Here is a 19681-nt window from a genome sequence, read left to right as displayed (position 1 = left end):
CGTCCATGTGCCAAGACGGCCGTCGTGTCCACTTTCGGACTATTCCTCTGAGGAACACCAGTCAGTAGCGAGCGCGATGCAAGGCGACACCCAGCGGCGGAGCCGGTCTATGACTCGTAGGCCTGTTCTACGTCAGCCTTCGCCGACGGAATGACCTGCTGTTCAGCCCGTCGCATCGACCGCAACGCCTCGTCGGTGAACTCGACGTCGAGCGTAGGGAGGGCTCGTGCCAGACCGCCCAGCACCTCACCAGGGTCGATGGTGAGTTCGAAGGCGAAGGCGTTCTGATTCTCCCGCAGTGGGACGGAGAACTCGAAATGGGTCTGGACGATGTCCGTCGCCCTGTCCTGATCATATGCGTCGGTGACAGCCGTCCAGAAGTCGTCGCTGTCGGCGGCGACAAGCGGTGCGAGGTCATCCCCGAACGACTGCTGGCGGGCCAGCAGGCTCTCTCGAATCCGGTCCCGGCGGTCGCCACGGACGGTGTCACGAAGTGCGTTCCAGTAGATATCACGGGCCAGCACTTCGTCAGCATAGGTATCGAACGCCGCGTCAGTGGCGGCGTAATCCAGTACGGGCTCCAGTTGGGCGAGTATCTGTTGCTGGTAGGACTGGAGTTTCGGCCGGACGACGTGGCGCTCCAGCGGGCGGCTGTTGTTCAGCAGTTTGCCCGCAACGCGGCTTCCGCTCCCGTTTGACCCGCGTAGCACGGCTGCCACGTCGAAGGCCGCGTACGTCTCGTCGACGAACTGCGAGAGGTAACGTTCGAACTCCCGTTCGACGGCACGTCGTGTCACACCCGACTCTGTGGGCTGCAGCGACCTATCCCTTACGCCGATGTCCGTTGCCGATAGTCGTTCGCGATACGGGCCGCCGCCCATCGCTGTACAACTAACACGAGCGTTATGACTGTGCATAACTAACCGCGGATGTGCCCAGAGACCTGCCCAGCGGCGTCCATGCGGTGCTGACACAACTCGCTGAAGAGGGCGAAACAGCGATTATCGCGGCGGAGTTCGATACGGCCCGACAGACAGTTGCGACGGCTGAGACGGTCAGCCGGAACAAACTGCCGGAGTGTGATCTGCGGTCGCGGTTGTTGCACGGCTGCGAGCAAGTGAACACCGCGCTAGATAACGACCATCCCGATGCTGCCGCCGAGTATCTACGAGCGATGAACCGACGACTTGCGGCCGTCGACGACTGCTGATACCGGTCATCAAACTACTGTTGGCTCCGTAGTATCGAGACATTGGTGGGCCAGCTCCCGTGAGAGTTAAGACACCGAATGATAATACCGTGGTATGTCTCAGCGACTATCGAAGGCCGAGGACACGCTCGCCGACGCGGGCGAACGCGAACTCGTCGTCGGCGGTGACCGGCCGATCCGGATCTCTGCGGGCCATCGACTGCGACACCACGACGGGAAATGTTCGCGCCCACACGGACACAACTACGAGATAACTGTCCGCGTCACCGGCGAACTCACCGACGAGGGGTGGGTCGTCGACAAGGGCGAGGTCACGGACGTGGTCGACGAGTGGGACCACCGCTTCCTATTGGAGGCCGGCGACCCACTGGTCGAGGCCTTCGACGCCAGCGGCGACGGCGACGCTGTGGTCGTCCTCGACCACCCGCCGACAGCCGAAGTCATGGCGACGATACTGGAGCAGCGACTCGCCGACCGCCTCCCGGAGACGGTGTCGGACGTGGCTGTCTCCGTTCGGGAGACCAGCGAACTCTGTACCCGCTGATGCCGGTCGCAAACGACGCGCCCGGGCTCGATATCGAGGGGACGGACGCCGACGCGGAGACGGGCGATCTCCCCATCAACGAACTGTTCCAGTCGCTTCAGGGCGAGGGCCGACTGGCCGGCGTCCCGAGCGTGTTCGTCCGGACCAGCGGCTGTAATCTGCGCTGTTGGTTCTGTGACTCCTATCATACCTCCTGGGAACCGACCCACGATTGGTTTACCGTCGATGACGTGCTCGCGGCTATCGAGGCGTACGACGCCGACCACGTCGTCCTCACCGGCGGCGAACCGCTCATCCAGGATTCGAGCGCGGACCTGCTGAAACGGCTGGCCGACCGGGGCTACCACACAACGGTCGAGACCAACGGGACCGTCGTCCCCGACGCCCCTATCGACCTCGCCAGCGTCAGCCCGAAACTGGCCTCCAGTACGCCGACGGCCGAACGCGATCCCGATGGTGACGGCGAGTGGGCGGACCGCCACGAGGAGCGCCGGCTCGACCTGCCGACACTGGCCGAACTCGTCGAAACCTACGACACGCAACTGAAGTTCGTCGTCACGGGCCGCGAGGATATGGCCGAAATCGAGCGCCTCGTCGAGCGACTCCGCGACGCCGTGTCTACCCGCGTTCGTGACGACGACGTGTTACTGATGCCGGAAGGCCAGACGCGCGACCAACTCGAAGCGACCCGGGAAACAGTCGCGGACCTCGCGCTGGAGTTCGGCTACCGGTACACACCGCGACTCCACGTCGACCTCTGGAACGACGCACCGGGAACGTAACTGCTTGCGACACCACGTACAACGATGACCGACGATACCCGCGCTGTCGTGCTCGCCTCCGGCGGCATGGACAGCGCCACGGCGGCCTACGAAGCACAGACACGCGGCTACGACCACCTGTACCTGCTGCACACCAGCTACGGGCAAAACACCGAAGACCGGGAGTACGACTGCGCCAGCGCGCTGGCCGACCACGTCGACGCGGCGGACTTCCTCCACGTCGAGACCGGCCACCTTACCCAGATAGGCGCGTCGTCGCTGACCGACGATTCGATGGACGTGGCGGACGCCGACACCGACAGCGACGAGATTCCGACCTCGTACGTCCCGTTCCGCAACGCCAATCTGCTGTCGATGGCGGTCTCCTACGCCGAGGCCAACGACTGCGGGGCCGTCTTCATCGGCGCACACAGCGAGGACTTCTCGGGGTACCCGGACTGCCGGCCCGCCTTCTTCGACGCCTTTCAGAGCGTTATCGACGCCGGTACGAAGCCCGGCACCGACATCGACCTCGTCGCGCCCTTCGTCGAGTGGTCCAAGACCGACATCGCCGAGCGCGGCGTCGAACTCGGCGTCCCCTACGAGGACACCTGGAGCTGCTACCGGGACGACGAACCGGCCTGCGGGACGTGCGACGCCTGCGCCTTCCGGCTGGAAGCCTTCCAGCGTATCGGCGAACGGGACCCCATCGAGTACGCGGAACGGCCGACGTACGCTGAGTAAGTAGATTGCAGGCGGTTGTCTCCCGCTCCGACGGGCTAGTCGTCGGCTTCGTCTCGAACCAGCCCTTCGAGGATGTACTCCGCTGAGGTCCGCGTCGTCGCCAGCGGCACGTCGTGGACGTCACAGATACGCAGGAGTGCCGAGATGTCCGGCTCGTGGGGCTGTGCCGTCAGCGGGTCCCGGAGGAAGACGATGCCGTCCATCCGGCCCTCGGCGACCTCAGCGCCGATCTGCGTGTCGCCTCCCATCGGCCCGCTCTCCTTTCGTTCGACGGTGAGATCGGTCTCTGCCATGATGCGCTTGCTCGTCGTACCGGTCCCGACCAGGTCGAACTCCGACAGCGTGGCTTCGTAACTCTGTGCCAGGTCGATCATCTCGGGCTTCTCGTCGTCGTGTGCGATGAGTGCGACGCGGGTCATATCTGGGGCTCTCGGGCCATCGTCTTATGTCATTTGGACATAGCACCGACTCAACTGTCGACAGAAACCTCTCCGTCAGCGGTAATCGTCACGTCGTGTCCTTCGACACCGAACGTGAGCGACTCCGTCGTCCTCTCTGTGACGACCGCACGGAGTGACTCGATGTCGACGTACGTATCCAGTCCGTCAATATCGTCCGCATCTAGATCTGTCGCTTCGATCACCGCATCGGCAATAACATCACCTGCGGGTTCGGGGCTGACCCAGTCGTCGGACCCCTCCGTGGCCCGGTTCCGCAACATATACACAGTCCCCTCGTTCGAACTCATACCACAGTGTACGCTCCCTTCTCTTATAACAGCAGATGAGTGGTTTCACTGTCTGAAGTAACCGGTGTGCCGATGACAGACCATCGGTCTTGCATCTGACGACTGTCGCTTTGAGCAACGCAGAACGCAGCTATTCGGCACTACCTACCCCCGGACCCGCTGCTCACAGCGATTCGGCGTTCCACCACCTTCGTCTTCTCTCAACCGAACTCTGTTCCGCCCCGGTTACTCCGGCGGTGAGCCGACAAGCGGCCGCTCAGGGGCCGCCAGTGTGTTCTGGACCAGCGTCCGCGTCCCCCGCCGGAGCCGCTCCGAGGCGGCCTGACTGGAGATCCCGAGCTCCGCGGCGAGGTCCGAGAGGGACGATTCTCGCGGGACGGTGAAGTAGCCACGGTTGAGCGCGAGCAACAGTACTTCTTGCTGTGGATCCGTCACGCCGAACTGGGGAGAGGCTTCCGTGTCGTCGGTGATGGTCTGAATGTCGATGTTGATATCACTGGACACGAGCACGTCACGGAACGACAGCACCGAACTCTTCTCGGGGAACCGGGCTCGAAACACCCAGTCGTCGCCGGTCTGTGCGGCACCGAGTAGGAACCCGTCCGCGTTCAACAACGCTTCTCCGATCGTATCGATTATCGTGTCAGTTGTATGCAGGGTGTACCAGTGACCATCTCCTTCTGCCGCTACGTGGGCATAGTCGGTGATACTCTCGTCCTGGGCCAGATTCGCTTCGATGGCGGGCCGCTCGACGGGGCCAATCCAGGCGACGGCACGGCAGTCGCCACTCTCGCAGTGAAGTCGCTGTATCCGTATCGCTGCTTTACTCAGCGTTTCAGCTGTTCGCTGCAAGAGGGGGGCATCGATGTGAAATTCTACTATCATGTCTCACTGTCACGCAGCAACGGTGATAAACCCCGGTCAGACAGTTGTCGTACCTGAAAACGGTGCTTGTGTAATTTCCGGGTACTGAAGGCTGACGGCAGTATGGACCGAGGTATAGTTGCTTCAAGCACCAATCGATAGCACTCAGGAAATCCACTTAAATTCACAGCATGGCCTACCATGTCTCAGGCTATGAGACGTGTTTCGGACCGCGATCACGCATCAGAGATTCTCACCCTGATACGACCCCTCGTACGTCCCCTCGTGAGCGGCGTCGGCGAGAACGAGCTGTGCGATCCGCGCGCCCTGTTCGAGTTCTATGGGATGGTGGACCTCCAGTAGCCCCTCACCTCGCCCCTCGTAGCCGGCGTCCCAGACGGCCGTATCGAGCATACACGAATTACGGAGCAACGACGACCGCGGGAGGAGAAAGCCGATGTGTCCATCCGGAATGACGACCCGGTCGGCGTACTCGACGATGTAGCCGCCGCGGTCGAGCTGGTAGATACCGTCGCTGGGTTCGAGTTCCCGACGGTCGCCGACGGTCTTGCCGCCGCGTTCGATGCGTCCCGGCTCGCTCTGCTCGTAGATCGCACCGAGCGTGAGGTCGACGCCGTTCGGTTGTACCTGTGATTCTCTCAGGTCGCCGAGGGAATCGGCGACGAACCGCCCGCTTTTGAACATACGCGATTCTGTGCGAGTGTCGTGGAAAGACCTGCCGATCTGGCCGACCGCCGTTCCGGTCGGTTGACTCGCTTCTGAGCGACGGACGGAGCGGGTTTTTATATGAAAAATACGACGGAATACGCGGGATTTATACCGCCGCGCCATCCATTGACGCACGTTATGGGACAGACGCTTACGGAAAAAATTCTCGACGACCATCTCGTCGAAGGGGAGCTAACACCCGGAGAAGAGATCGGTATCGAGATCGATCAGGTGCTGACACAGGACACGACCGGGACGCTCGTCTGGCTGCAGTTCGAAGCGCTGGGCCTCGAAGAGGTCCAGACGGAACTGGCCGCCCAGTACTGTGACCACCAGACCTACCAGTTCGACTTCAAGAACACCGACGACCACCGCTTCCTCCGCTCTGCGGCAGGCACGTTCGGGGCCCACTTCTCGCGCCCCGGCAACGGTATCTGCCACAACGTCCACAAGGAGAACTTCGCCGCACCCGGCAAGACGATGCTCGGGTCCGACTCCCACACGCCGACCCCCGGCGGTCTCGGCGAACTCGCAATCGGGTCCGGTGGGCTCGACGTCGCCGTCGCGATGGGTGGCGGCGCGTACTACATCGAGATGCCGGAAGTCGTCAACGTCCGCCTCGAAGGCGAACTGCCCGAATGGGCCACCGCCAAGGACGTCATCTTGGAGCTGCTCCGCCGGCTTTCGGTCAAGGGCGGCGTCGGCAAGGTGCTCGAATACACCGGCCCGGGCGTCGAGACGCTGACCGTCCCCGAGCGGACCACCATCACCAACATGGGGACCGAACTCGGTGCCACCTCCTCGATCTTCCCGACGGACGACCAGACCAAGGACTACCTCGAACGCCTCGGCCGTGAGGACGTCTTCGAGGACATCGGCCCCGACGAGGACGCCGAGTACGCCGACGAGATCGTCGTCGACCTCTCGGACCTCGAACCGCTCATCGCCGAGCCGTCCATGCCCGACAACGTCGTGCCCGTCTCCGAGGTCGAGGGCGTCGACGTCGAGCAGGTCATGATCGGCTCCTGTACGAACGGCGCTTACGAGGACATCCTCCCGGCCGCGAAGATGCTGGAAGGGCGCAACATCGACAAGAAGACCGAGATGATCGTCGCCCCCGGCTCCAAGCAGGCCTCCGAGATGCTGGCCCGCGAGGGCTGGACCGCGGAGATGATGGCCGCTGGCGTCAACTTCTCCGAGGCGACGTGTGGTGCCTGTATCGGCATCGGTCACGTCCCGGCCTCCGACTCCGTCTCCCTGCGGACCTTCAACCGCAACTTCGAGGGTCGCTCCGGTATCGAGGACGACAACGTCTACCTCTGCTCGCCGGAAGTCGCCACCGCGGCGGCCATCAAGGGCGAAATCGTCGACCCGCGGGACCTCGCCGACGAACTCGGCGACCTCGACGCCCCCGGTCTGGAGATGCCCGACCAGTACATCGGCAACTCCGAGTCGGACCTCATCGCGCCCGACCAGGCCGTCGACGACGAACTCATCAAGGGCCCGAACATCGGCGATGTGCCGCTGAAGGACCCGCTGGAGACCGAAGTCGGCGGTGAAGCCCTCCTGAAGATGGAGGACAACATCACGACGGACCACATCATCCCGGCCACGCAGGACATCCTGATGTACCGGTCGAACGTCCCGAAGCTCTCCGAGTTCACGCTCTCGCGCGTCGACGACACGTTCGCGGAGCGCGCACTCGAAGCCGACGGCGGCGTGCTCGTCGCTGGCGAGAACTACGGTCAGGGCTCCTCGCGCGAACACGCGGCCCTGTGCCCGATGTATCTGGGTATCGAGACCGTCCTCGCACAGAGCTTCGCCCGCATCCACAAGGCGAACCTGTTCAACTTCGGTATCGTCCCGCTCACCATCGACGAGGAGACCTACGAGAAGATCGAGGAAGGCGACGACATCGAGGTCGTCGACGACGCTGCCGAAGCCGTCCGCTCCGGCCAGGAAGAGTTCACCATCCGCGTGAACGACGACTGGGAAGCGACCGGCCAGCTCGACGCCTCCGAGCGCGAACGCGAGATCCTCGCCGCCGGTGGCAAGCTCTCGCACACGAAACAGCAGCACGACGAAGGCGGCGCTGCACCTGCAGACGACTAGAGAGACTCCGAACGTAGTGAGGAGTCTCTTGCGGGTCGAACGGCGCGTCGCGCCGTGAGACACGCGAGGTTTCGCAGAAACCTCGTATTGGGAGCGGGACCGCAGGTCCCGCGAGCAGAGCGATTCCGAGCGTCGCGCGGTCGCCTTGCGACCGCGGTTTTTTGTGAGCAGTGAAGCCGGAATAGCGAAGACGCTCGGTTTGTGCGAACGGCGCTTCGCGCCGTGAGACAGTGGGTTGCCCCTCGACCGTGATTTTTCCGGCAGTGAAACCAGGCTTAGTACCACGGCTGTCTCAGGTCAACGGCGATATACGAAGTCTGCCTCGCGACAGTGCCAGACCCATCGTGCCCTTCTGTGACTGCTGTCGCTTCCCCGGCGTGTGCAGTCGGTTCTGACAGAACCTACATCTAGTACAACTCGGCAGCGATGGAAAAGTTCGGAAAGAGGGGTGGGGGTGGGGGTGGTGGCACCCAAAACGGGTGCAACTACACGTAGACTCGTCAGACTAAAGAACCTTCCGGCGTTCTAACTCTGTCTCGGCCCTATCGATGCATGAACTATCAGCACCTATCGACAAACAGTCAGATACCAGGGTATCTTCGGTCGGCGGTAACACATATGTAGGGCCACACCGAAGTACACATGTGACAACGGTCGCTCCTGACGGGCCGGTGACGCCGGATACGCCAGCGGTTCGGCGCGCCGTCCGCGCGGATCTCATCGAGATCCACCGCATCGAACAGGCGTCGTTTCCACAGCCGTGGCCGTTTTCGGCGCTGGAGAGCTACCTCGACGAAGCGGGGTTTCTCGTCGCCGAAACCGGCAACGACGACGGCGACCCGCCCGCTGTCGCAGGCTATGTCATCGCGGATACGGTGCCGAACCACGGTACCCCGCTTGGTCATGTCAAAGACATCGCGGTTCGGCCGGCGTACCGGCGACAGGGCGTTGCGAGCGCACTGTTGCGGCGTGCGATGGAGGTCATCGGCGAGACGGGTGCCGGTTCAATAAAACTGGAGGTTCGAGCCGACAACGAGGGAGCGCGACGGCTCTACCGGCGCTTCGGGTTCGAACACCGGAAGACTATCCCGAACTACTACAGCAACGGCGAGGACGCGCTCGTGATGGTCCGTCTGCTGTAGGCGTTCTGTCTTACTCCGCTGTTGTGTCTCCTCAGTGCAGTCCCGGCGAAGAGCGGGAACGCCGGTCTGAAACGACGACCGCTCCGAGACCCCGACTACATATACGGCTCCGAATCCACGGTTCGGACACCGATGGGATACGCCTGTCCAGTGTGTGACGACCCGCAAGCCGACGACGTGCATCTGGCGAACCACCTCGCGTTCACGGCGATGACCGGCGGCGACGACCACGAGGCGTGGCTCGACGAGCGCGTCCCTGACTGGGGCCAACTCGGCGAAGACGAACTGTCCACCGAGGTCGTCGAGTACGCCGAGGAGACCGAGTTCCCGCAGGTATTCGAGGACACCGTCGACCGCAGCGGCGACGGGCACAGCCACGACCACGATCACGGCCACGGTGACCTCCCCCAGGGCGCGGACCGCCACCGGGGGTCGAACGCGCTGAGCGACCACGACAGCGAGGTGCTGGCCGAGGCTCGGGACCTGACACGGGAGATGTTGCGCGACAGCGACGACGGCGGTACGGCGGACGACGGTTCGGACGCCGATGCTGCGGATGCGACCGCGTCCGGAGACGAAACCGAATAGTCCCGCCGGCGGCAAGGGGACGTATGGAAACTGCAGGGCAGTTCGCGCCGGCATCGGCAGCCGAGGCCCGCGAGCGCTACGAAGCGTTCGGGCCGACGGCGCAGGTCGTCGTCAAGGAAGTCGCGAAGGCGATGGGCCTCGACGCGGAGGCCTACGAAGAACGTGTCACCAGCGAGGTCGTCGAGACCGCCCGCGACGTGCTGTTCGCGGAATCGCTCGCTGTCCAGGTCGGTTCGATGACGGAGTTCGAGGAGTGGCGCGCGGACACCGATTGCGAGGTGACGCTGGTCGGCGCGGAGAACGTCGACAACGTCGTCTGGCACGCCGCACCGTTCACAGAGCAGGCCGTCGCGGCGACGTTTCAGGACGAACGCCGGGCCGCCGTCGGGACGCTCCGTCGCCAGGCTTTCGGCCGCATCTACCGCGAGGTCGTCTGATGCGCCCGGTCACGCGGAACACCCTGCTCGGCATCATCGCCGTCGTCATCCTGCTACTGGCGCTGGGTGCGCTGCCGGGCCTCCTCAAGAGCGGGGACCCCTACTACACTGTCGCCACGCCGACCGACGGTGAGTACAGCGTCGACAACGGCACGGCGCTCAACTGGAGTACCCAATCCGAGCGGCGGTTCCCGTACACGAGCGCGGCGCTTTCCGACGCCTCCCCGTCGGCCGCCGGGCAGTCCGAACCGTACTGGCGCGGGCCGCTCGGATTCAAGGGCGCGTTCACTCACTCGCCCTTTGACGAACGCGACGCACTCAGCCAGCAGTACGACGGGGCCGTGACCGACGACGGCGTCGTCGTCAGGCACAACGGCACGTTTTACCACGTCGCGGTCCGACAAGACGTATGACCCGCGAACCGGCCCACGAGTGGCCAATCGTCGAGAGCGAACGCGAGTACGAGACCGGCTGGTACACCGGCGGTTACGACCGAGTTCGCCAGCCCGACGGCTCCGAGAAGGACTACTACTGGGCCGAACTGCCGGATGCGGCCGTCGTGGTTGCCACGACTGGTAACGAACTCGTCATGGTCGACCAGTACCGCCCGACCATCCGCGAGCAGTGCCTCGAACTCCCGGCTGGCATCGTCGAGGACGACGAGTCCTACACGGCCGCCGGTGCGCGCGAACTCCGCGAGGAGACCGGCTTCGAGGCCGCCGGCGTTTCACTTATCGAAGAGTTCTCGTGTTCGACCGGCGTGCTCCGCCATCGCCGTGGCATCGTCTTCGCCGAGGGGCTCGAACCCGTCGACCGGGACCTCGACGACAACGAGTTCCTCTCGGTGACGACTGTGCCCATCGACGAAGCGTTGCAGGTCGCCCGGCGCGAACCGGCTAACGACGCGACCATCGAAGGTATCCTGCTGGCACAGGCCGATGGCTTGCTGTAGCCGGTGAAGGTTTAGGTATCGCCCGCTAGCGGCTGGATATGGACGGCGAAATCGACGCCGACGAGCTACGGTCGAAACTCGACGAGGAGGCGGTCCGGGTAGTCGATATCCGCTCGCCCGGCGCGTTCGAGCGGGGCCATATTCCCGGAAGCGAGAACGTCCCGTTCCCGTCGCTCGTCGACGAGGTCGAACGGTTCGACGGTGACGACGAAGTCGTGACAGTGTGTCCGAAAGGAAAGTCAAGCGTGCAGGCCGCCCGACTCATTGCGTCGTACGAAGGGTTCGATGGCGACGTGGTAAGCTTCGAACCCGGGCTGAACGGTTGGGACGGACCGCTGGAGCGCGAGAACGCTGGCGGAGAGACAATGTCGGACAGTGCGACTGCCGACGGAGACACCGACGAAGGTCCTGCTGCACCGTTTTAGCCGCTGTTTGGAGTCGAAATGGTGGCTCAGGAAAAGTCCATCGTCACAAGGGGCTCAGCGGGGGTAACATCTCGTCATCGCCACCGTTGAGCCGTACTTGCCCGTGTGGCAAAAGTGCATCCGTTGACGACGACGCGAACGGACGATCTGACAGCATGGGTGCCCGGTATGATCTCCTCGCGTCCTGCTATTCCCGAAACCACTGGAACAAGAGTGGTCGCGCGGCCTGCTGAGCCTGTCCCGGACTACCCGTTGGCCGTTCAGCGGTAGCGGTACTGTCGACTATATAGCGAACATATAAAATACCTATACGACGACAGCTGACGGTTCGGTCGAGTACTCCGTGTCTGACACTGAGACGAGCCAGCCACAGATCGAGCAGGCGCTCGCCGTCGTTCAGCGGGAGATCGACTGTATCGAGGCTGAACTGTCGGCCTTCAGGCGCTTTCGGACCAGACTCGTGTCCATCGAACCGACGGGACAATCCGCAGGCACCGTCGACACCTCAGCCGGGGGGATGTCGGTGCTCAGTGCCCGGCAGCTGAAACCCGATACGAGTCTGCGTGCCGTCCGGGAAGCTTACCGAGAGACAGTCATGGCTGTACCGCACTTCGAGGCCGAGTACGACGATTCGCTGGAGGCGAATATGTCGATGGAGTTCGGGCCGGAACTCGGCACGCAGATCGCGACAGGAACACGCCTGCCCCCGCAATTGTACGAGGCGCTGCTGACCGCGAGCGAGGGGGCACGCGACGAACGCGAGACGTTGCTCCCGGCGCTCGAACGCGAACGGGAGTCGTTACAGTCGGTGCGGGCGACGCTCGACGACTGTGAACGCCGCGGGGCCGCACTCGGTGCGAACGCACGGCGAACGACCGACCCAGCCCGACTCGACACTATCGATGACCAGCTCGCCGAAATCGAAGCCGACTGCGAGACGGCGGCAGCGGCCCGCCAGCGACAGCTACACAGCCGGTCGGCCGCTGCCATCTCGGGCATCGACGGGACCAGTCTCGTCCGGTATCTCTACGGCGACTGTTCGGCGACGTGTCCGGCGCTCGCCGACATCCTCGCGTGCCTCGATACGATCAGGCGGCACCGCCGTCACTGTCTGGTTTCGACACGCTGAGATCACAGAACGGCTGTCCGTCGTTCCCTGTAATGACGACCCTCAGGACTGCGGTCGTGGTGCGGCCTTCTGGAGCGCGCTCTCGGCGATGTTGCCGCCGTAGTCGGCGGTCCGGGACAGGGAGTCGACGATGAGGCCCAGTACCTGTGCGCTCTGTGGGTCGAACTCGCGGATCTGCCCGTCGACTTCGCGAGCGGTTCCGTCGACGTCGGGGATCTGGCTCCGGGCCTCGTTTGCCAGTTCGACGGCCTCGTCGGAGTCCTCGGTCAACAGTGCGTCCATCGCGGTCTCGGGGACGGCGATAGCCTCGGCTTCCAGCTGATCGAGCAGTTCTGCGGTTTCCCCAGTTATTTCCCCGATTTCCTGGGAGAGGCTGGCGATCTTGGTTGCGTGGTCGGCGATACGCTCCAGTTGACGGGCGCTTGACTGGAAATCGAACACGGTCTCGCGTGGGAACCCGATCTCGTCAGCTGTCGTTGGGTTTCGGAGGACGGTGCGAAACACGCGCGAAACCATGTACCAGAGGCGGTCCACGTCGTCGTCGCGTTGCATCACGTCCGCCGCGAGGTCGTCGTCGTCCTCGATGAGCGCCTCGACAGCGTCGGAGAGCATCGTCAGCGAGACCAGCCGCATTCGTGTGATCGCGTTGTGGACCGACAGCTCCGAGGAGTCCAGCAGGTCCTGCAGGACAACCCGGTCAGTCGTCTCTTCGATCATCTCTAAACCGACCAGTCCCTGGGTCGCATCGCGGATGATCCGACGCTGTTCGGCCGTTATCCGCGTTGCTTCGAGCTGGATGATGTCGAAGCCGCTGACGTACATCGTCATCACCGCCCGCGTGAGTTCGTGCCTGTTTTCGAGTCCCTCCACGTCAAGCGTGCCCTCCACGCGGCCGTTGTCCCGCTGTGGAGCGAGCAACAGCAGGTCCCGTTCGGCGTGGAATTCGACGACGCTGCCCGCGCTCACGTCGTTTTCTGTCGCCCACTCTTTGGGGAGGGAGACGGTGTATGTCGACCCGCCTGTCACCTGGACCTTGCGTGTCTCCATGTGGCTGGCACTCGTTCACGGGATGATATAAATCCACTCATATCTATATACTATATCCAAGCTCTAATATTTGGGGACATATTCTCCGGATGACCGTCGCTCCGGCGACGATATTCGCCGGTAACGGTGATTCAAACGGCTGAAAAAGCTATATTCACCGCTCGTTCATATACGGTGTATTCGGGATGCTGAAGGCACAATGGCGACGTGATTGCTGATATATGTCCGCCTATTTGCGGGTGTTTAACATACTATGTCTATATAGTAATAACCCAATAGATATAGCTATCTTAGCAGGTTACTTATTACCTGTCTCACTGGACTCTGGTGATGGCGCACGATCCAGACGGGCTGTCAGAGTTCGTATCGCGGCGGAAATTCATCGCAACGACGGGTACGACCAGCATTGCTGCAATCGCCGGCTGTTCCAGCGGCAGCGGCGACTCCGAGTCGGACGGGGGCGCCGGCGAGAGTGCGGACACCGAAGCGGTGTCGACGGAGATGGAAGCGACCGAAAGCACCGACGAGGGTGGTAGCTCCGGCGGTACCAGCGCACTCGAATCCGGCGGCTCCTCGACGGTGTACCCCATCGCGAACACGGCGGCCTCTTACTGGAACGCCAACCGGCCGGCCAGCGACACCGAGTACTGGCCCCACGGCGAGTACGACATCGACACGGACCAGAATCTCGCCGACTACTGGGCGGGGCTCTACGGGTTCGAGGCCGGCGGTGAGGACGGCCCGCCGTTCCAGTTCACGGTCGGTCTTTCCCACTCCGGGACCGGCGTCGAGAAGGTCATGAACGGCCAGAACGACATCGGCAACTCTTCCGGGAACGTCGAGGACGAACTCCCCGACCGTGACTCCTACGAACAGTTCGTCGACCACGTCGTCGGTGTGGACGGCCAGCCGCTGGTCGTCTCCCAGGAGATCGCCGACGCCGGTGTCGAACAGGTCACCGGTGATCAACTCAAGGGCCTCTACAAGGGCGAAATCACCAACTGGAGCGAACTCGGCGGCCCGGACCGCGAGATTCAGGTGCTCGGCCGCGTCAAGGGCTCCGGGACGCGAACGTCGTTCGTCTCCAATGTCTTCGGCAACCCCGAAGAAGACACCTCTGTTGCTAACCGCTACGGCCAGAACCAGCGCCTCGCACAGGCCATCGCACAGGCCGACAACGCTATCAGCTACCTCGCGCTGGCGTTCATCGACACCGACGGGCTGGCCCCCATCGCGCTGGAATGGGAAGGGACGACCTACAGCTACCAGGACGACCAGAACGGCCTGGACTCGAAGGCCTACCCCCTCTCGCGCGACCTCCACATGTACACATGGGAAGGCACCTCGAAGAAAGAGGCCGCGGTCATCAACATGATCCTATCTGACTTCGGTCAGGACACCTTCGTCGCGCCGAACAACTACTTCAAGCTCGGCTCGCGCCGCCGCGAGGAAGAGCGCGCCAAGCTCCCCGATCAGGTGTAATCGACCGCGGTTCGAGTCGATCTGACGATTATCGGCCGTGTCGGTCGATTTTCCATACTATGACAGAGGACATACCTACGACGGAGGGCGAGGCGGTGTCGAACGGGGACAGAGCTGACGGGTCGACGCTCGCCGTCGTCACGATAGCGACGACGCTGGTGGCGACGATTCTCGTCTTCCTGTTTCGGCCCGCTCTTGCGTTGCCCATGCTACTGGCGTTCGTGTTCGTCACGGCGGTCGGCTGGGTCACCTATCAGGCCGAGGTTGCACGCCTGCTCACGCTGGTCGCGACGATCCTCACCGTGCTGACCGTCGCGTTCATCACGTTCTTCCTGTTCGCGAGCGCGCTGCCGGCGTTTCTCGAACACGGGACCGGACTGCTACTGATTCCGGAGCAGGGCGGGGAGGCCCGCTGGTTCTTCTGGCTCGAAACCGTCCTGCCGTCGGATTCGACGTTCTGGAACCCGCTCAGCGGGGCCTACTCGCTGATACCGATGATCTGGGCGACGGTGGTCGTCACCGTCATCGCAGGCGCGGTGGCGGGGCCGCTCGGCCTGTTCGGCGCGCTGTTTATCGCCGAGGTCGCCAGCGACCGCCTGCGGGAGATAATCAAGCCCGGCGTCGAGATCCTGGCCGGCATCCCCTCCATTGTCTACGGGTTCATCGGCTTCCAGGTGCTGAACGGCTTCATCCAGACGAACTTCCTCGACGACGGGGCGAGCTTCCTCATCGCTGGCATCGTCGTGGGCGTGATGGCGCTGCCGACGGTCGTCTCCGTCGGCGAGGACGCCCTCTCTAGCGTCCCACAGTCGATGGGCGACGGCTCCGTCGCCATGGGCGCGACCGAGTGGCAGACGATGAAGAGCATCTCTATCCCGGCGGCGTTCTCGGGCATCTCCGCGGCCGTCATCCTCGGCCTGGGCCGGGCCATCGGCGAGACGATGGCCGTCGCCGCGATCATGGCCTCGGGGACCCAGTTCGCCGACCCGCTGTTCGACGTGTTCGACGCCAACGCGACGCTGACCAGCCTGATCGCGACCCAGTACGGGAGCGCCTCCGAAAGCACTGTCGACGTGCTGTTCGTCGCCGGCGTCATGCTGTTCGTCATCGTCGCCGGGATGAGCATCGTCTCGCAGTACATTGAGCGACGTATGCAGCGGAAACTGAAGGGGCAACAATGAGTGACGCCTACGCGACCACGGACCGACTCGTCAGTGCGGATTCGAACAGCTACGACCGGGGGCTCGATACGGCGATCGCGCTGAGCGTCGTCGGCTTCACGCTCGGACTCATCACGCTGGTGAATCTGGTCCCGCCCGGTGCCAGTGGCAGTGCCCTCACCACGGCGCTCGGGACGCTACTTGCTGTCGTCGTCGGCGCGGTCGGGATCACCGGCCTCGCCTCCTACACCAACGTCGTCCCGGTCACCTCACAGCGAGTGCGCGGCATCGGGCTGGGCCTCGTCGTTTCGACGCTTGCGCTGACCGCGCTTGCCGCGGTCCTTCCCGTGACGATGGCGACGCTGCTTGGAACCGTGTTGCTGGCCGAAGCGCTGGCGATCACTGCCGCTGGTGTCTCCTCCCGGCTTGAACTCGTGGACACGGAGCCAAACATGAGTGCTGGGCTGCTCTCCGGCAGTGCGCTCGGCGCAATCGGCCTTGCTATGGGAGCCGCCGCCGGCGGTGCGCTTGCTGGTGCCGGCTCACTCCTGTGGCTCGTCGGGGCCGTCGTCGCCGGCGTCGGGCTGTTCCTGCTGGCGATTCTCCCCCGCGAGGACCTCGGTTCGACGCTCCCGACAGCCATCGTGGTCGGCGCGCTCGGGCTGACAATCGTGACCGGCACCATCGGCGTCGGCTGGCAGTGGAACCCCCAGACGCTCTCCGGTGGCTTCACCGGCGGCGCGGTCATCCCCGTGTTCCTCCTCGTCGGGACGCTCCTGTCAGCCTGGTCGGCCGCCAAGTGCCGGGCCGGGTTCGGCGCTCGGGGCCGCGAGTACGGAGCCTTCCTCGTCATCAACCTCAACGCCTTCCTGATGGTGGCCGTGATGGCGACAATCGTCGTGTTCGTGACGCTCAAGGGCGTCGGCTACGCCGTCCACGGACTTTCGGTCGGTGCGCTGACCGCCCTGGTCCTCCTGACGCCAGCCCTCCTCGCCGCCGTCCAGTTCGCTCGCACACCCGCGGGAACGAGTGACTGGAACGACGGCGCTCGACAGCTGTTCCGGGTCCTCCCGCTGGCGGCAGTCGGCGCGCTCGCCGCAACGTTCGTGAGTGTACTCGTCACCGGGTCCCCGCTGCGCTACTCCTACGCCTATATCGTCCAGGTCAACCGACAGGGACAGCCGCTCGATACGGCACTCGCGGTGACCCCCGACACGACGGTCGGACCGCTACTGCTGCTCGCACCAGCGGTGCTGCTCGCAGTCACCTTCTTCCGGTCGTTCGGCTCGCTCCGAAACGTCGGGACGCAGTCCGAACGGACCGGGTCGATCCGACAGGCCGTCCCGACCGCGGTTCTCGTGCTGGTCGTCCTCATCGGCTTCTTCCTGATTCTCGGCCCGGCTCCGTTCGGTCTCTCCCTCGGTGAGACGCTCGGATTCGCTGCCGTCGTCGCCGGAGCAGTCGCCGCGGGCGGCCTCGCCGTCTCCCCGCTCGTCGGCGTGCTCACGAGCGACGGGCCGACGCTGGCGGACAGCGCACAGCGCGAGGCCCCGCTGTTCACGCTGGGGGTCTTCGGCGGGCTCGGACTGTTGCTTGCCGCGCTGTTGCTCCAGCCCGTCGCCGGCATCAATCCGCGGGTCGGCCCGGTGAACCTCGTGCCCGCGGTCGCGTTCGGGGCCGCCGTCGCCTCGCTCGTACTGGCGACGCTCACGACTGTCGCAAAGCGGTCCAGCGAGGAGACGATCACCCGCCGGTTGCTCACCGAGGAGACGCGACTCGGCCTCATCGGCGCGGCCGGCTTTACCGCCCTAGTGGGTCTCCACGTCGCCGCTACCGGCGTCTCGTTCACCGTGCTCGGCGTCGCTGTCTCGAACGAGGGGAGCCTCTCGTGGCCGATGGTGATGGAGGCCTACATCCCGCTTGGGGCCGAACCCGGCGGGATCATGCCCGCAATCGTCGGCACGGTGTGGCTGGTCGTCGGGGCGACGCTGTTCGCCGTCCCGCTGGGAGTCGGTGCGGCGGTGTTCCTCACCGAGTACGCCGAGCAGGGCGAGTTCACTGCGGTCGTCGAAATCGCGACGAACGCGCTCTGGAGCACGCCGAGTATCGTCTTCGGTCTGTTCGGGGCGGCGTTCCTGATTCCGCGGCTGGGTGGCGACGAGTCGCTGCTGGCCGGAATGCTGGTGCTTGGTTTCATGCTCTTGCCGCTGGTGCTCATCACCTCGCGGGAATCGATCAAGGCCGTTCCCGACGAGTACCGGGACGCCAGCGCGGCCCTGGGTGTGACCCAGTGGGAGACGATCAAGAGCGTCGTCTTGCCGGCGGCGATGCCGGGCGTCATCACCGGTGTCATCCTCGGCGTCGGCCGTATCGCCGGTGAGACCGCCCCGCTCATTCTCGTCCTCGGATCGACGCTGAACGCGACAGAAAGCGTCGACGTCATCGACGGCTTCCGATTCGTCTCGGGGCCGCCGTTCATCGCTAACGACGCCTTGCTGACGGCCTCGGCGTCATTGCCGACACAGGTGTGGGCCGTCATCGCGGCCGGGGTGTCGGGGTCGCCGCAGATGGGGTGGGCGACGGCGTTCATCCTGCTGATGGTCGTCCTGACGTTCTATGCGGTCGGTATCACGGCGCGGACGTACTTCCGGAGGAAACTCAACTATGAGTGATAGCATCAACACGGAGCCGAGCACGGACACGCAAACGAACGGCGAGCAGACGGTCACAGCCACCTCGCCGAGCACCGAAACGACGGCCGGTGAGAGCGAGGAGCAGGTCCGCGAGGAGTGGCGGCAGTACGAGTTTGACGGCGATACGAAGCTCTCGGTCGAGAACCTCGACGTCTGGTACGGCGACGACCACGCGCTGAAAGACGTCTCGATGGAGATCCCGGAAAACAGCGTCACGGCACTCATCGGCCCGTCAGGCTGTGGCAAGTCGACGTATCTACGATGTCTGAACCGCATGAACGACCGCATCAAGGCCGCCCGCATTGATGGTTCGGTCGAACTGGAGGGCACCGAAATCTACGACCCCAACGCCAACCTCGTCGAACTCCGCAAACGTATCGGGATGGTGTTCCAGTCGCCGAACCCGTTCCCGAAATCCATCCGGGAGAACATCTCCTACGGCCCGCGCAAGCACGGCGAGATCAACAAGGGCCTGCTCGCGCGCCTGTTCGGGCGTGACGACACCGAAAAGGAGGGTGAACTCGTCGAACGCTCGCTGAAGCAGGCCGCCCTGTGGGACGAGGTCAGTGACCGCCTCGACGACAACGCCCTCGGCCTCTCGGGCGGCCAGCAACAGCGGCTCTGTATCGCCCGCTGTCTGGCCGTCGACCCCGAGGTCATCCTGATGGACGAGCCGGCGTCGGCGCTCGACCCAATCGCCACGTCGAAAATCGAGGACCTCGTCGAGGAGCTGTCGAAGGACTACACGGTCGTCATCGTCACCCACAACATGCAGCAGGCGGCCCGCATCTCCGACCAGACCGCCGTGTTCCTCACTGGCGGCGAACTCGTGGAGTACGACGACACGGACAAGATCTTCGAGAACCCCGAGAGCCAGCGCGTCGAGGACTACATCACCGGCAAGTTCGGGTGAC

The 19681-nt window shown here is 64.0% G+C and carries 22 protein-coding genes; 16 read left to right on the top strand and 6 right to left on the bottom strand.

Going from position 1 to position 19681, the window contains the following annotated elements; translation table 11 throughout:
• Positions 1-107 precede the first annotated feature (107 nt).
• Complete coding sequence (locus GJ630_RS03895; RefSeq protein ID WP_371726923.1) at positions 108-797, bottom strand: hypothetical protein; 690 nt, start codon at positions 795-797, stop codon at positions 108-110.
• 134 nt (positions 798-931) lie between these two features.
• Between GJ630_RS03895 and GJ630_RS03890 the strand changes: the two genes are divergently transcribed.
• The 4 genes from GJ630_RS03890 (at position 932) to queC (ending at position 3259) form a co-directional block, all read left to right on the top strand.
• Positions 932-1210, top strand: coding sequence for a hypothetical protein (locus GJ630_RS03890; RefSeq protein WP_371726922.1), 279 nt, complete (start codon positions 932-934; stop codon positions 1208-1210).
• 94 nt (positions 1211-1304) lie between these two features.
• Positions 1305-1754 carry a 6-pyruvoyl tetrahydropterin synthase family protein gene (locus tag GJ630_RS03885; RefSeq protein WP_050037084.1) on the top strand — a complete coding sequence of 150 codons (450 nt, stop codon included), beginning with the start codon at positions 1305-1307 and terminating at the stop codon, positions 1752-1754.
• Entirely contained in the window at positions 1754-2536 is a 783-nt protein-coding gene (locus GJ630_RS03880; protein ID WP_191449416.1) for a 7-carboxy-7-deazaguanine synthase QueE, read from the top strand. Before GJ630_RS03885 ends, GJ630_RS03880 begins: the two co-directional genes overlap by 1 nt.
• A gap of 24 nt (positions 2537-2560) precedes the next feature.
• A complete protein-coding gene (queC, locus tag GJ630_RS03875) occupies positions 2561-3259 on the top strand; it encodes a 7-cyano-7-deazaguanine synthase QueC (protein ID WP_129755607.1) in 699 nt (232 codons plus the stop codon).
• Between the two features lie 35 nt (positions 3260-3294).
• Here the strand turns inward: queC and GJ630_RS03870 are convergent, their stop codons facing one another.
• The 4 genes from GJ630_RS03870 to GJ630_RS03855 form a co-directional block, all read right to left on the bottom strand.
• On the bottom strand, positions 3295-3678 hold the full coding sequence (locus tag GJ630_RS03870) for a methylglyoxal synthase (protein ID WP_050007260.1): 384 nt from the start codon (positions 3676-3678) through the stop codon (positions 3295-3297).
• Between the two features lie 50 nt (positions 3679-3728).
• Positions 3729-4007: a HalOD1 output domain-containing protein gene (locus GJ630_RS03865; protein WP_014041313.1), complete on the bottom strand. Its 279-nt coding sequence runs from the start codon at positions 4005-4007 to the stop codon at positions 3729-3731.
• Between the two features lie 225 nt (positions 4008-4232).
• On the bottom strand, positions 4233-4892 hold the full coding sequence (locus GJ630_RS03860) for a helix-turn-helix domain-containing protein (protein ID WP_005537411.1): 660 nt from the start codon (positions 4890-4892) through the stop codon (positions 4233-4235).
• 222 nt (positions 4893-5114) lie between these two features.
• Positions 5115-5723, bottom strand: coding sequence for a deoxyuridine 5'-triphosphate nucleotidohydrolase (locus tag GJ630_RS03855; RefSeq protein WP_079891625.1), 609 nt, complete (start codon positions 5721-5723; stop codon positions 5115-5117).
• A 15-nt stretch (positions 5724-5738) separates the two neighbouring features.
• Here GJ630_RS03855 and GJ630_RS03850 point away from each other — a divergent pair, with 15 nt between their 5' ends.
• The 8 genes from GJ630_RS03850 (at position 5739) to GJ630_RS03815 (ending at position 12385) form a co-directional block, all read left to right on the top strand.
• Positions 5739-7712, top strand: a complete 1974-nt coding sequence (locus GJ630_RS03850; protein WP_008307889.1) for an aconitate hydratase — start codon at positions 5739-5741, stop codon at positions 7710-7712.
• A gap of 644 nt (positions 7713-8356) precedes the next feature.
• The gene (gene rimI / locus GJ630_RS03845; RefSeq protein ID WP_371726918.1) at positions 8357-8854 is read left to right on the top strand and encodes a ribosomal protein S18-alanine N-acetyltransferase; all 498 of its coding nucleotides are present in this window, start codon (positions 8357-8359) and stop codon (positions 8852-8854) included.
• A gap of 132 nt (positions 8855-8986) precedes the next feature.
• Entirely contained in the window at positions 8987-9442 is a 456-nt protein-coding gene (locus tag GJ630_RS03840; RefSeq protein ID WP_044952035.1) for a DUF5810 domain-containing protein, read from the top strand.
• A 23-nt stretch (positions 9443-9465) separates the two neighbouring features.
• Positions 9466-9879, top strand: coding sequence for a DUF5809 family protein (locus GJ630_RS03835; protein WP_014041308.1), 414 nt, complete (start codon positions 9466-9468; stop codon positions 9877-9879).
• On the top strand, positions 9879-10292 hold the full coding sequence (locus GJ630_RS03830) for a hypothetical protein (RefSeq protein WP_050037081.1): 414 nt from the start codon (positions 9879-9881) through the stop codon (positions 10290-10292). Before GJ630_RS03835 ends, GJ630_RS03830 begins: the two co-directional genes overlap by 1 nt.
• Positions 10289-10831 (top strand): NUDIX hydrolase, encoded by a 543-nt coding sequence (locus GJ630_RS03825; RefSeq protein ID WP_050037080.1) that lies wholly within the window; start codon positions 10289-10291, stop codon positions 10829-10831. Before GJ630_RS03830 ends, GJ630_RS03825 begins: the two co-directional genes overlap by 4 nt.
• A 38-nt stretch (positions 10832-10869) precedes the next feature.
• Positions 10870-11256: a rhodanese-like domain-containing protein gene (locus GJ630_RS03820; RefSeq protein ID WP_191449414.1), complete on the top strand. Its 387-nt coding sequence runs from the start codon at positions 10870-10872 to the stop codon at positions 11254-11256.
• Between the two features lie 343 nt (positions 11257-11599).
• A complete protein-coding gene (locus GJ630_RS03815) occupies positions 11600-12385 on the top strand; it encodes a hypothetical protein (protein ID WP_014041304.1) in 786 nt (261 codons plus the stop codon).
• A gap of 42 nt (positions 12386-12427) precedes the next feature.
• Here GJ630_RS03815 and GJ630_RS03810 read toward each other — a convergent pair whose 3' ends face one another.
• A complete protein-coding gene (locus GJ630_RS03810; RefSeq protein ID WP_014041303.1) occupies positions 12428-13432 on the bottom strand; it encodes a phosphate uptake regulator PhoU in 1005 nt (334 codons plus the stop codon).
• A 330-nt stretch (positions 13433-13762) separates the two neighbouring features.
• On the opposite strand from GJ630_RS03810, the gene GJ630_RS03805 reads away from it, so the two are divergent.
• From GJ630_RS03805 to pstB, 4 genes are read left to right on the top strand one after another with little or no spacing between them, the layout of a single operon-like run.
• Positions 13763-14914, top strand: coding sequence for a substrate-binding domain-containing protein (locus GJ630_RS03805; protein WP_191449413.1), 1152 nt, complete (start codon positions 13763-13765; stop codon positions 14912-14914).
• Positions 14915-14973: 59 nt separating this feature from the next.
• Positions 14974-16095 (top strand): phosphate ABC transporter permease subunit PstC, encoded by a 1122-nt coding sequence (gene pstC / locus GJ630_RS03800; protein WP_050037077.1) that lies wholly within the window; start codon positions 14974-14976, stop codon positions 16093-16095.
• Positions 16092-18746, top strand: coding sequence for a phosphate ABC transporter permease PstA (pstA, locus tag GJ630_RS03795; protein ID WP_191449412.1), 2655 nt, complete (start codon positions 16092-16094; stop codon positions 18744-18746). The genes pstC and pstA overlap by 4 nt, the downstream gene beginning before the upstream one ends.
• Positions 18739-19680, top strand: a complete 942-nt coding sequence (gene pstB / locus GJ630_RS03790) for a phosphate ABC transporter ATP-binding protein PstB (RefSeq protein ID WP_014041299.1) — start codon at positions 18739-18741, stop codon at positions 19678-19680. The genes pstA and pstB overlap by 8 nt, the downstream gene beginning before the upstream one ends.
• Position 19681 lies beyond the last annotated feature (1 nt).

Source organism: Haloarcula sp. CBA1122 (assembly GCF_009741785.1).
In the GTDB taxonomy this organism is placed as follows: Archaea; Halobacteriota; Halobacteria; order Halobacteriales; family Haloarculaceae; genus Haloarcula; species Haloarcula hispanica.
The sequence above is the reverse complement of the archived record's forward strand: the minus strand, read 5'-3'. Positions and strand labels throughout refer to the sequence as shown.